The following is a 14,894-nucleotide window of genomic DNA, read 5'->3' as shown; positions in this document are numbered from 1 at the left end:
CACAGCTCATGTATAAAAGCGTATCTATCGTGCGTTCTGACTCACATCGGGGCGCCGTCGTGGAGAATTCAAGGCAATTCGTCCGGCAGTGGCTTGGCCCCATGCAAGCCGGCTGCCAAAAAAAACAACCGCTTTCACCCACAGCCCAGAGGGAAGGCCTGCAGGTGCCTCATTAGCCTTGGGTCCCGCCTTTGTTTAAGGTGGACCTGGGTGACCGATAAGGCTGCAACGCCTTGTTAAGTAGTTCGAGGTAGCGCTCGCGCTCGGCCCTAAGTGACTCAATCCGACCGCCTATACCAAGAGCCATTGGGGGTTGAGTTGGCGGTGTGGGCATTTCGATGGCCAGCACACCCACTTCGGGGTTCACTGTACCTTCGGTACATGCATATCCATCCTGCCTGATACGGTCCAACTCCTTGAGCAAGTCATTCACCGGCATGCGCTGGCTGGACTCTTCCTCGGCGTTGATACGCCAAAGCAATTGTTGCACCTCCACATCGCTCTTTCGGCTGAGCAGCACTCTGCCCACGGCCGAACGACACAACGGCCGTAGCGAGCCGGGCTTGACATACCAAGACGACACCTGCTGCCGTGCAGATTGCACCATGTGGATATATTGGACATAGATGTCGTTCTGCATGCCCAGGATTACAGCCTCGCCACCACTAGCCGCATGCAGCTCGTCGATCAGATGCGACAGGCTGGTCTGACTGAAAAGTTGGTCATGGACCCAGCCGCCGAACAGCGCCACGCGAAGCGTGGGCACGTACAGGCGCTTGTGTCGGTCATAGTCCAAGTAGCCCAGCCGTGTCAGGCTCTTAAGCAGGGCCGAGGCACTGGACTGGGGGTAGTCCAACCCGCGCACCAGGTCCGTCACTGAAAGCGGACGGCGGCATTCGGCGAAATATTCGAATAATTCAAGCACCCGTTTGGCGGACTTGATGACGCCTTCGACTTCGTGGGTTGAAGCTTTTCCAGAGGCCATAATTCACATCCCGTACAACTCAGCGTTACGCAAAATTCCGTTCCGCAGCAACCGCACCGTGGCCACATCGACCATCACGCCGTCGACATTGATGGAGCCAGAGCCTGCGGCTTCGGCCTCAGCATAGGCACGGACCAGGTGGCGCGCGCTGGCCACACGCACCGGATCGGGGCTGAAGACGTCCCGCGAGATGCCAATCTGACTGGGGTGAATAGCCCACTTGCCGACCATACCGAGCGTGCTGGCGCGCCTGCATTCTTCACGGTAACCGTCCTCGTTGCGGAAATCGGCATAGGGCCCGTCCACCGGATCCAGCCCGGCGGCGCGGCAGGCCATAACCAGCCGGAAACGCGCGTAGTGCCACATGTCACCAGGATAACCGCTACCACCGTCGCTGCCGATAGCCGCATCCAGGCTGATACCCATGGACGCTGAGAAATCCCCCATACCGAAGACCAGGCATTCCAGCCGATCGGTCGATTTGGCGATGGCGTCAACATTCTGCATGCCCTCCACTTCCTCGATCAGCGCCTCCAAGCCGATGCGGCGCGGAAGCTTGAGTTTCTTTTCCATCATGCCCAGCAACCGATCGGCGAACAGAATGTCTGCCGCGCTGGTGACTTTGGTCATCATGATGGTGTCCAGATTCGCCCCCGCCCCCTCGACGATCTCGATAATGTCCTCGTAAGCGTACTCGGTGGACAAGTCGTTGATACGCACGCAACGCACCTTACCGCCCCAGTCCAGGCTGTTAAGCGCTTCGACGATCTTGCCGCGCGCAGCCACCTTCTGACTGGGCGCGACTGCGTCCTCCAGATCCAGAAAAACATGGTCAGCTGCGCTCGCGGCTGCCTTGGCCATCATCTTTTCCGAAGAACCGGGGGTAGACAGTTGGACGCGCCGCGCGCGCCGGGGGCGGGTTTGGGACATGATTGATAGTTCCTAGTCTTGTTGAATCTCGAGGTGGCCGTGCGCAGGTAGGCGTCAGCCGACAGTGTGGTGCTCGTGTAGTTCGGTGATCCGAGCCTCACCCACGCCTATTTCGCGCAAAATCTCATCCGTGTGTTCCCCGGCCAGTGGCGCGCGCCGCGTCACGCGGCCAGGCGTTTCGCTCATCTTTACCGGGATACCAGCCACGTGCATGGGCTGAGATACACCGGGGTGCTCGACTGGCACCACCATCTCCCGCGCCGAAAAATGGGGGTCGGCCACGATCTCGGCCACGTTGTTGACCGGGCCAAAGGGAATCTTGCCGCCGAGCAGCCCGGCCAACTCAGCCTTGGTGTGTGCCGCTGTATAGAGCTCCAACTGGTCGTACACGTAGTCGCGGTGGGCCACACGCGCATCGGCTGTGGCGCTACGCGGGTCCGTCACCAGGTCCGGTCGATCAATCAGGCCGCACAGCTTGACCCACCACGCGTCAAAGTGCGCTGCCAGGGTGACAAAGCCGTCCTTGGCCTTGAAGAGACCGAAGGGCGACAGCAATGGGTGGCGATTTCCCTCAGGATGCGGCACCAGGCCCTGAAAAGAGTGCTGATGCACCGTGCGCTCGCACAGTGCCAGCACCGAATCGACCATGGCCACGTCTAAAAACTGCCCCTGGCCCGTGCGCGCAGCGCGCAACAGTGCAGCGGCAATGCCGAAGGCACACAGCGTGGCGGGGTACAGATCGCCCACGCCTGGCCCCACCTTCAGCGGCGTCTGCGCGTCAGGTCCGTTGATCTGCATGAGCCCTCCCATAGCTTGCGCCACGACGTCGTAGGCCGGCCATTCTGCGTAAGGGCTCTTGCCGGTGCGCGGGTCGCCAAAACCGCGGATAGCGGCATACACCAGCTTCGGGTTTCGCTCGCGCAGCGTCTCGTACGACAATCCCAGGCGCTCCATCACGCCAGCCCGGTAGTTCTCCACCACCACGTCGGCTGTGTCGATGAGTTGCAGCGCCACCTCACAGGCGTTCGAATCCTTGAGGTTCAGGCATATCGACCGCTTGTTGCGGTTGACCGAGGCGAAGTAACCGCCGAAGGCATGCAGTCTGTCGTCCGCGTGGAAAGGACCCGCAACGCGGCTGTCTTCGCCGTCCATAGGCTCGATCTTGATGACCTCCGCGCCGTGGTCAGCCAGCAGTTGCGTGCAAAAGGGGCCCGCCAGCATCTGCGTGAAATCCACCACGCGAACGCCGTCCAGAGCTCCAAATCCGGAGGCGGCCATTAGCGTGTTCCCCAGTGCGAGCGTCGCTTGATGAGCACCGTGCGTTCACCCTCGAACACGATGCTGCCGTCCTGCTTGGTGCCAAGGTGCCGAAAGCGCACGACACCTGCGTCCTCACGTTCCGCAGGCCCCACTTCCAACACTTCTGTGTAGGAAGTGAGCGTGTCGCCGTGGAACACCGGCCCCTGTAGCCGGATCTTGTCCATGCTCAATTCAGCAATAGCGTTCTCGGCCGTGTCCTGACTGGCGATGCCCACGAACATCGCGATATTCACGCCTCCAAACGAGAGGCGCTTACCCATTGGGTGCAGTTTCATCACTTCCTCGTCAAAGTGACCCGAGGCTGTGTTCATCACCATGTTGGTAATCAACACCTGCTCCAGTGGCTCCAGCGTCTTGGAGCGCACGTGCTTCATCACTTCGCCGACGACGAAGTCCTCAAAGTAGTTATCACGTTCGGTCAATTGATTGAGTTGCATGGCCCGCTCCTTTTCACCAGTTCTTCACTTGCCTAACAGGCGATCCGAGATGATCCGCTGCTGGATCTCGGAAGTGCCTTCGAAAATTTTTGTCAGACGAGCGTCGCGCCAATGGCGCTCGGCTGCGTGCAGCGTGGTGTATCCCGCGCCGCCGTGGATCTGTAGTCCCTCGCTGGTCACCCGTTCGGCCATTTCGGTCGCGAACAGCTTGGTCATGGAGGCTTCCAGATCGCAACGTCCGCCGCTGTCGATCTGAGTGCATACGTGGTAGTTGAGCTGTCGAGCAGCTTCAATCTCTGTTGCCATCTGAGCTAACTTGAAGCGAATGGACTGAAACTGAGTGATGGGCGCACCGAACTGCTCGCGTTCCTGGGCGTACGCCATTGCGTCTTCGAAGGCGCCTCGTGCCAGACCGATCGCACGTGCTGCCGTGTGAGCTCGAGCCTTCTCCAGCCCCTGCGTGGCCAGGTAAAAACCATCGCCTTCCTCGCCCAGTAGCGCATCAGCCGGCACGCGGAACTCATCGAAAGAAAGCTCCCAGGTTTTCCAGCCGAAGTAGCCGATCTTCGGAATGGGTGCGCCGTGCAGGCCAGCGGGCAATTCGCCACGCTTCTTGGGAATCATGAATGCCGATAGGCCCTTATGTTTCTTCTCTGGAGGCGGAGCACTAGTGCGCGCAATCACTACCAGGTAGTCGGCACCGTCGGCAAAAGTGCACCAGTACTTGTTTCCATGAATCACCCACTCGTCACCGTCGCGGCGAGCCCGGCAAGCGATGTTAGCCACGTCCGAGCCCGCATTCGGCTCCGACAACGCGAAGGCGCCCAGCCACTCGCCGCGTGCCACGCGTGGCATCAACTCGGCGCGACGCTCGGGCGAAAGTTTTTCCATGCCCGGCAGGTTGTTGGCACGAGCGATCAGCGAGGCCACGCTCATCCAGCCTCGCGCTAGCTCCTCCGTCACCAGGCAATACTCGAACACGCCCAAGCCCAAGCCACCGTACTCTTCGTCGATCAGGATGCCGAAATATCCCATCTCGGCCATCTTCTCGCGCAGAGACATTGGAATATCGCCCTTCTCTGGATCGAGTTTGTTGGCTACAGGCAGCACTTCGCGCAGCGTAAATTCGCGCGCCTGAGCCTGGATCATGCGGCGATCCTCGGTCATGTATGAACCTGTCATGCACCGACTCCGCGCAGGAACACGAGGTTGGAGCGATGGAACTCGCACACCAATTCTTCGCGCTGGTTGAATCCCTGTGTATGCCATCCGACGATACCCATGTCCTGACGGCTGGAGGACAAGCGCCTCTCCAGCACTGTGGAACGCGCGAACAGGGTGTCGCCCGGATAGAAGGGTCGCGTGTGCTTGAGCTTGTTCACGCCCAGGAACGCGGTGCCATGCTCGCTCAAGTCCTGTACGGATAGGCCAAATACGGTGTTGAACACCAGGAACGGATTGATCGGCGTCTCCGGGTGTCCCATGGCCTTCGCCACTTCCACATTGGTGTACTGCGGATTGAAATGCAGCGTCAGAGTCGTGAACAGCGCGTTCTCGGCCTGCGACAGCGTCCGGCCCCAGTGGTGCACGAACACGCGCCCTGGCTCAAAATCCTCGTACCAGTGACCCTTTTCGCGCACCTTTGCGCGAGCGATGATGTCTTGGCTCATAAAGCGGTTTCCTTTGGTTGGCGGAGCAGGGACATCAGCGAGCGGATATCCACCATGCGATCCAGCGCGCCGATAGCGCGTTCGATTTCCACGGCACGCGCTGATCCCACTACGGGCACGGCCAGCGCCATGAACTTACGGGTAAGCCGATCGCGCTGGCGTGCGAGGTCGGGATCGGGGACGCTGCTGTCATGGACTTTCTGCAGCACGCGACCATCACACGTGGTGATACGGACCATCGACGCCATCGGTGGCCAGTCAGGCGGCATGAAGTGCACATTGACGCGATCACGCACTGCCACCAGATCCGTGCGGCTCACGATTGCATCACTATAGATAGCAGGTGAGGCGGTATCTTCGCCCAGCACGGCTAACGCGGCGTTCAGGCGCAGACTGAACTTGGCCTGCAGGCCCGATTCAGGCCGGGCAATATTGCACATCGCACGTGCCCTTGACTCCACGTCCAGGTCGATGCGCGTGATCATGCCGGCTGTAAGGTCATGCTCAACACACAGCGCGCGCACAGCTTCCAATGTCGCGTGCGTGCCGTAGCAGGCCGCGTGGTATCTGAAAAGATTGCCGTTCAGGTAGCTGCCCCCCGGTGGCGGCGCCAGTGCAGCGCGTACGTCAGGTTCGGGGCTGGTGGCGGCGCCGAAACCCTGTGGCGCCGCCAGGAGATCCCTACAGCCGGTAAACCCGCGCGCCGCAAGCTGCGCACCAACCACACCGTTCTCGGCCGCTTTACCCGCATGCAGCGGCTTGCACATGGTCCCGAACTGGGCTTTCATGCCGCCGGCCTGAGTTCCGGCGATGCCAAGGGCTATGGCGGTCGACTGCGCATCCAGCCCCATTAGCAAAGCGGCTGCGCAAGCTGCTCCGAAGCTGCCGACCGTGGCAGTTCCGTGAAAGCCAAGTTCATAGTGCGTACGCCCCAGGTACTGGCCCACCGCACCCGCCATTTCGTAGCCAGCAGCGAACGCGCGCAACACTTCTTCACCGCTAGCGCCATTGGCCTCCCCAACGGCCAAAACGGCGGGTAGCACCGCGGCAGTCACATGACCTTGTGCCGCCACGTTGGCGTCGTCATAGTCCAGCGCGTGGCCAGTCGCTCCGTTCACCAGCGCAGCCTGGCGCACGCTCAACCGCACGCCGCCACTTCCGACGATAGAAGCCACAGGCGTCCCGCCGTCTTCCTCGGCCTGCTCCCTCAGCAGTCGTGCCAACGCGTCCTGTGATCCGGCCAACGCTACGCCCACCCAGTCGAGGACGCACTGACGTGCCAGCTCGCCGACGGTATCACTCAGTGGCTTTTGTGCCCCTGCTACCGAACGCGCCACCAACTCTGCCGTCAGCGATGCGTCGGGTTCGCGGGCTTCGGATGTACTCGATGCTTCGTTTTTCACGCTTTTTTGTCGTGGTTGTGTCTCGCTATGACTATGCGACAAAACCCCTTCAACGCAATCGATAGAGACTCGATATGTCATGAGATAGCACGTACGTGATGCTTCCAGCGACTCACGCATCACGTATGTGCTCATTGCGCTCGTCTTCTTTACACGCTGACGTGCGAATCGCAATATGGCGACCGCATCCCAGCCTACGCAACGCCTTGCTCAGGTAGACGGAGGGCTTTCACATCAGCAAGCGTCCCGTACGCACGCATCACCAAAAAAAAGGAGACATGACATGCAGAGTTCACAGGTATCCAAGCACACATCGATTACTCGCCGCGGCCTGCTGCGCAACACAGCCGCCCTTGCAGTCACAGGTAGCGTCCCCGCACTTGTACGGGCACAACCCGCACCCATCAAGATTGGTATGAGTGCTGTCACCACAGGTCGCTTCGCCTATGCAGGGCTGGGCCAAGTGGTAGCCACGCGGCTGCTGTTCGACCAAGTCAACGGAGCCGGCGGCATCGAGGGCCGCAAGCTCGAACTAGTGGTGCGTGATTCACGAAATCTGCCGGAGGAAGCGGTCAAGAACGTCCGCAGTCTCATCAATGCCGAGGGCTGCACGCTCATCATGAGCGCCGAATCTTCGTCAGCCGCCGCTGCCATCAATGAGGGCCTGCGCGACACCAAAGCCGCCTGCTTCCAGCTGAACTCCGAAGCCTCGTCACTGACGGCAGATCCGAAGAAATTCAACCCACTGGTCTTTCGCGTGGCGCGCCAGGGCATTCACGATGCGATCGCGGGAGGCGCAATCGTCTCGCGTATGGCCAAGGAGCGCGGTATCACGCGCTGGGCGACCTGCGCACCAGACTACGCTTTTGGTCGCGAAACTACTCAGCAGTTCATCGACTATTACCGCCACTTCGGCGGCAAGATGGATGTGGCCGTACAGGCTTGGCCCAAGTTCGGTGCGCCCGACTTCACCGATGTCGTGACAAGACTGCTTTCCTCCAACCCGCAGGCCATCTATTCGCTGTGTTTTGGCGGCGACCTGATCTCACTGGTGGAACAGGGCAACCTGTACGGCCTGTTCAAAGACAAGTTGACTGTGCTGCCGCTGTATTCCGACTACGGCGTGATCGACACTGTGAAGCAGGCTCCGCCCAACGTCATCGTGCAAAACCGCTACAACCGAAGCTACCCAGACACCCCGGCCAACCGCAAATGGTATGACGACTATGTCAAGCTCAGTAATGGCGCCAAGCCACACAACTGGTCCTGGCAAACCGGTGCGGCCGCGCAATTCATCGTAGATGGTCTGCGCGCTACCAAGGGCGATCCCGATCCCGTCAAGGTCGCCGCCGCCATCCGGGGCAGCACCGCACAGGTGCCCTTCGGTGTGGACGGAAAGGTCACGCTGCGCGCATCTGACAACACCCTGATCAACTACCCCATGGCCTATGGGACAGCCATAAGCACGGAACCGTTTGTCAAGGATTGGGTAGCCGCCGCCTGGAACGTCATCCTGGAGGAGGAAGCCAACTGGAAAAAGAAACAGGGTTACGTCTGATCCGCGCGCCCCTCGGCCAAGGAAGTAATCATGGATTTCGACGCGCTGACGCAATGCCTTTCATCCGCTCCCTGCCTGGTGACGCAATTCACCAGCGGGCTGGTGATCGGGCTATTGATGTTCCTCACAGCCTCCGGGTTGACATTGGTCTTTGGCGTACTGGGGATCGCCAACTTTGCCCATGGTGCCTTCTACATGTTGGGCGCCTATATGGCCTATACGGTCTACACCCGCACTGAAAGCTATTTGTTGGCCCTCGCGGCTGCAGCCGTGTTCACGGCAGCGTGCGGGATCGTCTTTGAACGCTGGGTGGTGCGCCCGCTCAAGGAAGCCGACGTGATGATGCAACTGGTGGCCTGCTTCGCCCTGGTGCTCATCATCGACGACGTGGCCAAGCTGATCTGGGGGCCAGCCGCGATCTCGTTGGGAGTGCCGATCTCCATGCGTGTGCCACCAATGCAATTCCAAGGCGGCGTAGTCCCTGTGTTCTACCTGGTGTTGATGGCGATTTCTGCGGGTTTCGGACTGGCGATCTGGTGGCTTATCACTCGGACTCAATTCGGTCTAACCATGCGTGCAGTGGCCGAACTCCCATCCATGGCTTCGGCCCTGGGAAAGAACGTTAACCGCTACGCCAGCGCCGTACTCGCTTTGGGCTGCGGTCTAGCCGGCGTGGCCGGTGCACTGGCTGCACCCATGCGCGCCATCCTGCCAGGTACCGGCTTCTCGATCTTGCTCGAATCGTTCGTGGTGGTGGTTATTGGCGGCATGGGCTCCATTCCCGGTGCGTTGGTAGCGGCGCTACTGCTGGGCTTCACACGCTCCTTCGGCTCCATCGGGTTTCCGCTCTTCACAGAAGGGTTGATGTTTCTCTTTATGGTGACTGTACTCGTGCTGCGACCGCAAGGACTTTTCGCACGCACGGCGCGGACCCACTGACCGCAGGCATGCCATGACGACCTTGTCTATCCAATCCCCCTTCTCATCCTCCGGTGCCGCACGACTACTACCGCTGCTGCACTTGGCGCCGCTGCTGCTATTGGTTGTTCCGTGGATCACGCAGGCTGGCGGCACACTCGATCTGATCTCCTTCGTACTGGTCTACGGCCTGTTCGCCATGTCGCTGAATCTGTTGGTTGGCTACACGGGTCTGGTGTCCTTCGGACATGCGATGTTCTTCGCTTTCAGCGCCTATGGCTTCTGTCTGCTGCTACAGGCGGGGTGGGCTTTGATTCCGGCGATGCTGGGCGCCATCGCCGCATCCACGCTTCTGGCCTGCTTTGTAGGCGCCGTGTGCGTTCGGCTACACGAAACGTACTTCTCCTTCATCACTCTGGCCATGGCCATGCTGCTATACAACATGATCGAGATCTGGGCGCCCTTGACCGGCGGTGACCAAGGCCTGACTGGCATGATCCGTCAAGCCACATTGTTTGGCACTCCGGTATCAACAGGCCTGCCTCGCTACCACTTCATCACCGGGGTATTTTGCGTGTCCGCCTTCGCAATGTACGCGCTGATACGCTCGTCCTTTGGCACCACGCTGCGCATGGTGCGCGACAACGAATCCCGCTGCGCCTACCTGGGTGTGAACGTCTACGTGACCAAGCTCGCTGTCTTCATCCTGGCAGGGTTGTTTGCTTCGGTGGCAGGTGTGCTTGCGACGCTGCTGGTTTCGGGCGCGTACCCCACTATGGCGTTCTGGCCCACTTCGGGTGACGCCATCTTCGCCATTTTGCTGGGTGGCTCGCGCGTGTTCTATGGGCCACTGGCCGGCGCGCTTCTGTTGCGTCTTCTGGTAGACGGCACCACGCGTTACACCGGCAACACCAGCCTGGTCCTTGGCGTGCTGATCCTGGCCATCGTGTTGTTGGTACGCAAAGGACCTGTGGATAAGCTCAACGATTGGTGGCAGCAGCGTAAGGGCCGCCCGATGGCCCCTGGCACTGCGGTCACAACATCACCGCTGGCCGAGCCACCCAAGGAAGCTCGCCCATGCTGAGCATTCGCCATATCTCCAAGTCCTTTGGAGGCAACCACGTGATCCAAGACGTTTCACTGGACTTTGCCACGGGCAGTCTGTCAGCCATCATCGGCCCCAATGGTGCGGGCAAGACAACCCTGTTCAACCTGATCTGCGGCAGCGTGCGCCCTGATCGAGGCGATATCTTGCTAGACGGACAACCGCTACAAGGCCTGCCGCCACGCAAGGTGGCGCGACGGGGGTTGGCACGCGCATTCCAGATCGCCAGCCTGTATCGCAGCTTCACGCCGTGGCAAAGCTTCTGTGCCGCTGCCGTGCCCGAGCGCTTAGGCGTGGCGGGTCTGCTTTCGGGCTTTCCTCGTCCGGAGGGACACCAGCGCGCCGACGAAGTGGTGGCGTTGCTGGACCTGGGCGCGGTGGCCCATACGCCAGTGGAGCAACTCAGCCACGGTGATCAGAAGATGGTGGATATCGGCATCGCGCTATGCGCCAAGCCCAGCGTGCTTCTACTGGACGAGCCCACAGCAGGCATGGGCCCTGAGGAACGCTGGCGCATGGTGGAGACGGTGCGCAGACTATGGCAGACCACTGGCCTGACAGTTCTCTTCATCGAGCACGACATGGACATTGTTTTCTCTGTAGCGCAAGACGTGACCGTGCTCTCATACGGCGCCATCCTCGCACGCGGACTCCCGCAGACAGTGCGATCCGACCCCGGGGTAATCCAGGCCTACCTGGGCAGTTATGCCAAGGAGACAACATGACGACAAATTCAGCGCTGCTACTGGATGTGGATGGCCTGGACACCTTCTATGGCCAAAGCCAGATTCTTTTCGGTCTCAAACTGGCCGTAGCTCGTGGCGAATCGGTGGCCTTGCTGGGCCGCAACGGCGCCGGCAAGAGTACGACCATGAAATCCATCATGCGTATCGCGCCGCCGCGACGCGGCACAGTAAAGGCCATGGGGCGGGACCTAGCTCGCCTGAGGACCGATCAGATCGCCGACCTGGGACTAGGGTATGTCCCTGAGGACCGCCAGATATTCAAGCTGCAAACCGTGGAGGGAAATCTACGATTAGGCATGAAGCGCGGCCCCAAAGGACAGGACGAATGGCCCCTGGAACGGTTGTACGAGCTGTTTCCTCTGCTGGCCGACGCACGGGCCAAATCCGCCGGCGTGCTGTCAGGCGGGCAGCAGCAGATGTTGACCATCGCTCGAGCACTCGCGGGCAACCCCGAGTTGCTTCTGCTGGACGAACCTAGCGAGGGATTGGCGCCTGTGATCATGGACCAGATTCAAGCGCTGATCCTCGAGTTGCGTCAACACGGCATGACCCTGCTGGTAGCCGAGCAAAACATGCGCTTCTGCCTGGACATTGCCTCGCGTGTGGCAGTGATTGACCACGGCACCATCGTGTTCGCCGGCAGCTTGCAGCAATTCCGAGATGACCCTGAAGTGGCCCGTCGCTACCTCGCCGTCTGACCCTCCTGACTGATCGCATCACCATCATGGACACATCTACTTCTTCTCTGGAACACGACTACGTCATCGTGGGCGGTGGCTCTGCCGGTTGCGTTCTCGCCAACCGGCTGAGCGCAGAGCGTGGCACCACCGTATTGCTACTGGAGGCCGGCCCGGATGCCGAGCCATTCTGGGTGCGCACGCCAGCCGGCGTGGGAAATGTATTCTTCGACGAGCGCATCAATTGGAAATTCTTCACAGAGCCAGAGGCCAAACTGGCTGGACGTCGCCTGTATTGGCCACGCGGCAAAGTCATGGGAGGCTCCAGCGCCATCAACGGTATGGTGTACGTACGTGGCTTTGCGAGCGACTACGATCACTGGCGCGACCAGGGCAACGCGGGTTGGTCGTGGCAAGACGTCGTGCCCTACTTCCAGCGCTCGGAAAGTAGCGACAGCGGCGAAAGCACCTGGCGCGGTCGTGGTGGACCATTGCGCGTTTCCTTCCCGCATGGCCAGCATGCAACCACTGACGCTTTCGTGCTCGCAGGCGTGGCGGCGGGCGTCTCACGCAATCGGGACATCGCAGGCGCTACTCAGGAAGGTGTGGGGTACCTGCAGCACACCATCGGCGATGGTGTGAGATCTTCCACCGCACGCGCCTACCTCGCCAGCGCTCGCAGCCGCCCCAACCTGGGAGTGCTGGGTGACGCGGCGGTGACCCGGCTGTGCATCGAGAACGGGCGCGCTACTGGCGTGGAGTTCGTCCGGAACGGCACGCGCCAGTTCGCAAAAGCACGCAAGGAGGTACTGGTCTGCGCCGGTGCCATTGGCTCACCTCAGTTGCTCATGCTTTCGGGCATTGGCGCACCTGATCGCCTACAGGCGCATGGTCTGCCGGTGGTGCGAGCGCTACCTGGCGTGGGATCCAACCTGCAGGATCATCTCGCCATGAACGCAGGTTACGAAGTACGCGAAGGTGCCTCCCTGAACGCTGCGCTGTCAGGCTGGCGCAAATTTAGCCATGGCGCCAGATACCTGCTGCACCGGCGTGGACCGCTGGCAGTGGGTGCTTCGCACGCTGTGGCCTTTGTGCGCAGCGACACACGGATCGAGGTGCCCGACATCCAGTTGAGCTTTCGGCCGCTGAGCTTCGCTTTTGATTCAAAGAACCAATTGCGTATGCACCCCTTCCCAGGCGTGCAATTCGCAAGCGCTATGCTTCGCCCCCGTTCGCTAGGCTACATCGCGCTGCGTTCAGCTGACCCAACAGCACCTCCACTGATCCACGCCAACTATCTCACCGACCCCGACGACGAGCGCGTGATGATCGCCACATTGCGTTGGATCAGACGTATCGCGGCAGCAAGCCCTCTAGCCGAGCTGATCGTGCGTGAAGACTTGCCCGGGGCGCAGGTGGACAGCGATGAGCAGATCATGGACTTCGTGCGCAAGAACAGCCAGACGCTCTACCACCCGGTAGGCACCTGCGCTATGGGCTCAGGGCCACAAGCTGTAGTTGATACCCGGCTGCGTGTACACGGTGTGCCGGGCTTGCGTGTGGTCGATGCTTCCATCATGCCGACCATTGTGAGCGGCAACACCAACGCCCCCACCATCATGATCGCAGAGAAAGCTGCCGACATGATCCTCGAGGACGCTCGCCGTCCGTCATCCGCAACATCCACTGAATCTCGACATGACGCTATACACGCTTGATCTATTTATTGATGGCACCGATCGCACGCCATCCCAAGGCCGTTACGCTGATGGCTTCGATCCACGTACCGGTCGAGTCATCAGCAAGGTGGCGCTGGGTGATGCGCAGGACGTCGCCCTGGCCGTTTCCGCTGCGCAACGCGCCTTCCCGGCTTGGCGTGACATGCGCCCGCTGGCACGGGGACGGCTGCTGACACAGGCCGCGCTGACCATTCGCGCGCAGGCCAGCGAGCTAGCAACCATAGAGGCAAGGGAGACGGGAAAGTCCTTACCACAGGCGCTGGGAGAGATCGAAGGCGTTGCGCAGTACTTCGAGTTGTACGGCGGCCTGGCCACCGCGCTTCAGGGCGAGACCATCGGCCTGGGTTCAGGCTACCATGCCTACACGCGACGTGAACCTTACGGAGTAGTCGGCGCCATTCTTCCCTGGAACGCACCGCTCAACCAAGCTGGTCGCGCGTGCGCGCCCGCACTGGCGGCAGGCAACACAGTGGTGGTCAAACCTTCGGAGGCAACCTCAGGCTCCGTGCTGGCGCTGGCGCGTTTGTTGCTGGACTGCGGCGTGCCGGCAGGCGTCTTCAACGTCATTACCGGCCTGGGTCCCGAGGCGGGCGAGGCACTGGTGCGCCACCCCGACGTGCGCAAGGTCGCCTTCACTGGTTCGCTGCGCGCGGGCCAGCTGATTGGTCGTATCGCCGCCGACAGAATACTACCTCTGACACTGGAGCTGGGCGGAAAGTCGCCCGACATCGTGTTTGCCGATGCAGACCTATCTCAGGCTGCACCTGGCGTGCTCAAAGGCTTCCTCACGCACGCCGGACAAGTCTGCCTGGCAGGCACGCGTATCCTGGTAGAACGCTCAATTCACGACACCTTCGTAGTTGAACTCAAGCAAGCCATGACGGCATACCGCATCGGTGAAGCGGACAGCACCATTGGTCCCATGACCACCCTGGCACAGTTCGAGAAAGTACAGGCCTACTACGCCATCGCACAGGCCGAAGGAGCTGTGGCTGAAGTAGGCGGCCATCTACCCCAGGATCCTGCACTGGCGGGTGGCTGGTTCGTTTCACCCACGCTCTACACCGGCGTAGACAATGGCATGCGCATCGCGCGCGAGGAGGTTTTCGGACCGGTCGCCTGCGTCATCCCATTCGACGACGAGGCACATGCCATCTCCATTGCCAACGACACGGACTACGGCTTGGCCGCGGGCATCTGGACGCGCGATCTGGCGCGCGCGCACCGCGTGGCATCCCAACTCGAAGCGGGACAGATATACGTCAACGAGTACATGGCCGGGGGCGTGGAAACGCCACTAGGCGGCTACAAGCAAAGTGGCTATGGCCGTGAGAAAGGACTGGAGGCACTGCACCACTACACGCACCTTAAGTGCGTCACGGTTCGGCTCTAGAACCCAGCGGGCG

At 60.8% G+C, this 14,894-nt stretch carries 14 protein-coding genes; 7 read left to right on the top strand and 7 right to left on the bottom strand.

What is annotated here, in order from left to right:
- Positions 1–172: 172 nt before the first annotated feature.
- From G518_RS34205 to G518_RS0106800, 7 genes are read right to left on the bottom strand one after another with little or no spacing between them, the layout of a single operon-like run.
- The gene (locus G518_RS34205; RefSeq protein WP_051236152.1) at positions 173–985 is read right to left on the bottom strand and encodes an IclR family transcriptional regulator; all 813 of its coding nucleotides are present in this window, start codon (positions 983–985) and stop codon (positions 173–175) included.
- 3 nt (positions 986–988) lie between these two features.
- Complete coding sequence (locus G518_RS0106825) at positions 989–1,915, bottom strand: HpcH/HpaI aldolase/citrate lyase family protein (protein ID WP_028601882.1); 927 nt, start codon at positions 1,913–1,915, stop codon at positions 989–991.
- A 54-nt stretch (positions 1,916–1,969) separates the two neighbouring features.
- Complete coding sequence (locus G518_RS0106820) at positions 1,970–3,193, bottom strand: CaiB/BaiF CoA transferase family protein (protein WP_036593808.1); 1,224 nt, start codon at positions 3,191–3,193, stop codon at positions 1,970–1,972.
- Positions 3,193–3,672, bottom strand: a complete 480-nt coding sequence (locus G518_RS40350; protein WP_028601880.1) for a MaoC family dehydratase — start codon at positions 3,670–3,672, stop codon at positions 3,193–3,195. Before G518_RS40350 ends, G518_RS0106820 begins: the two co-directional genes overlap by 1 nt.
- Positions 3,673–3,696: 24 nt before the next feature.
- Positions 3,697–4,854 carry an acyl-CoA dehydrogenase family protein gene (locus tag G518_RS0106810; RefSeq protein WP_028601879.1) on the bottom strand — a complete coding sequence of 386 codons (1,158 nt, stop codon included), beginning with the start codon at positions 4,852–4,854 and terminating at the stop codon, positions 3,697–3,699.
- Positions 4,851–5,342, bottom strand: a complete 492-nt coding sequence (locus tag G518_RS0106805; RefSeq protein WP_028601878.1) for a MaoC family dehydratase — start codon at positions 5,340–5,342, stop codon at positions 4,851–4,853. The genes G518_RS0106810 and G518_RS0106805 overlap by 4 nt, the downstream gene beginning before the upstream one ends.
- Entirely contained in the window at positions 5,339–6,745 is a 1,407-nt protein-coding gene (locus tag G518_RS0106800) for an MmgE/PrpD family protein (RefSeq protein WP_169457907.1), read from the bottom strand. Before G518_RS0106800 ends, G518_RS0106805 begins: the two co-directional genes overlap by 4 nt.
- A gap of 283 nt (positions 6,746–7,028) precedes the next feature.
- Here G518_RS0106800 and G518_RS0106795 point away from each other — a divergent pair, with 283 nt between their 5' ends.
- The 7 genes from G518_RS0106795 to G518_RS0106765 are packed head-to-tail and all read left to right on the top strand — an operon-like array spanning position 7,029 to position 14,881.
- Positions 7,029–8,303 carry an ABC transporter substrate-binding protein gene (locus G518_RS0106795; protein ID WP_036593805.1) on the top strand — a complete coding sequence of 425 codons (1,275 nt, stop codon included), beginning with the start codon at positions 7,029–7,031 and terminating at the stop codon, positions 8,301–8,303.
- A gap of 30 nt (positions 8,304–8,333) precedes the next feature.
- Entirely contained in the window at positions 8,334–9,242 is a 909-nt protein-coding gene (locus tag G518_RS0106790) for a branched-chain amino acid ABC transporter permease (RefSeq protein WP_028601875.1), read from the top strand.
- Between the two features lie 13 nt (positions 9,243–9,255).
- Positions 9,256–10,305 (top strand): branched-chain amino acid ABC transporter permease, encoded by a 1,050-nt coding sequence (locus G518_RS34200; RefSeq protein WP_051236148.1) that lies wholly within the window; start codon positions 9,256–9,258, stop codon positions 10,303–10,305.
- Positions 10,299–11,051, top strand: coding sequence for an ABC transporter ATP-binding protein (locus tag G518_RS0106780; protein WP_028601874.1), 753 nt, complete (start codon positions 10,299–10,301; stop codon positions 11,049–11,051). Before G518_RS34200 ends, G518_RS0106780 begins: the two co-directional genes overlap by 7 nt.
- Positions 11,048–11,770 carry an ABC transporter ATP-binding protein gene (locus G518_RS0106775; RefSeq protein ID WP_028601873.1) on the top strand — a complete coding sequence of 241 codons (723 nt, stop codon included), beginning with the start codon at positions 11,048–11,050 and terminating at the stop codon, positions 11,768–11,770. The genes G518_RS0106780 and G518_RS0106775 overlap by 4 nt, the downstream gene beginning before the upstream one ends.
- Before the next feature lie 26 nt (positions 11,771–11,796).
- The gene (locus G518_RS0106770) at positions 11,797–13,467 is read left to right on the top strand and encodes a GMC family oxidoreductase (protein WP_028601872.1); all 1,671 of its coding nucleotides are present in this window, start codon (positions 11,797–11,799) and stop codon (positions 13,465–13,467) included.
- Positions 13,448–14,881, top strand: coding sequence for an aldehyde dehydrogenase family protein (locus G518_RS0106765; protein WP_036593804.1), 1,434 nt, complete (start codon positions 13,448–13,450; stop codon positions 14,879–14,881). The genes G518_RS0106770 and G518_RS0106765 overlap by 20 nt, the downstream gene beginning before the upstream one ends.
- Positions 14,882–14,894 lie beyond the last annotated feature (13 nt).

The sequence above is a fragment of the Ottowia thiooxydans DSM 14619 genome (assembly GCF_000422885.1).
Lineage (GTDB): Bacteria > Pseudomonadota > Gammaproteobacteria > Burkholderiales > Burkholderiaceae_C > Ottowia > Ottowia thiooxydans.
The sequence above is the reverse complement of the archived record's forward strand: the minus strand, read 5'-3'. Positions and strand labels throughout refer to the sequence as shown.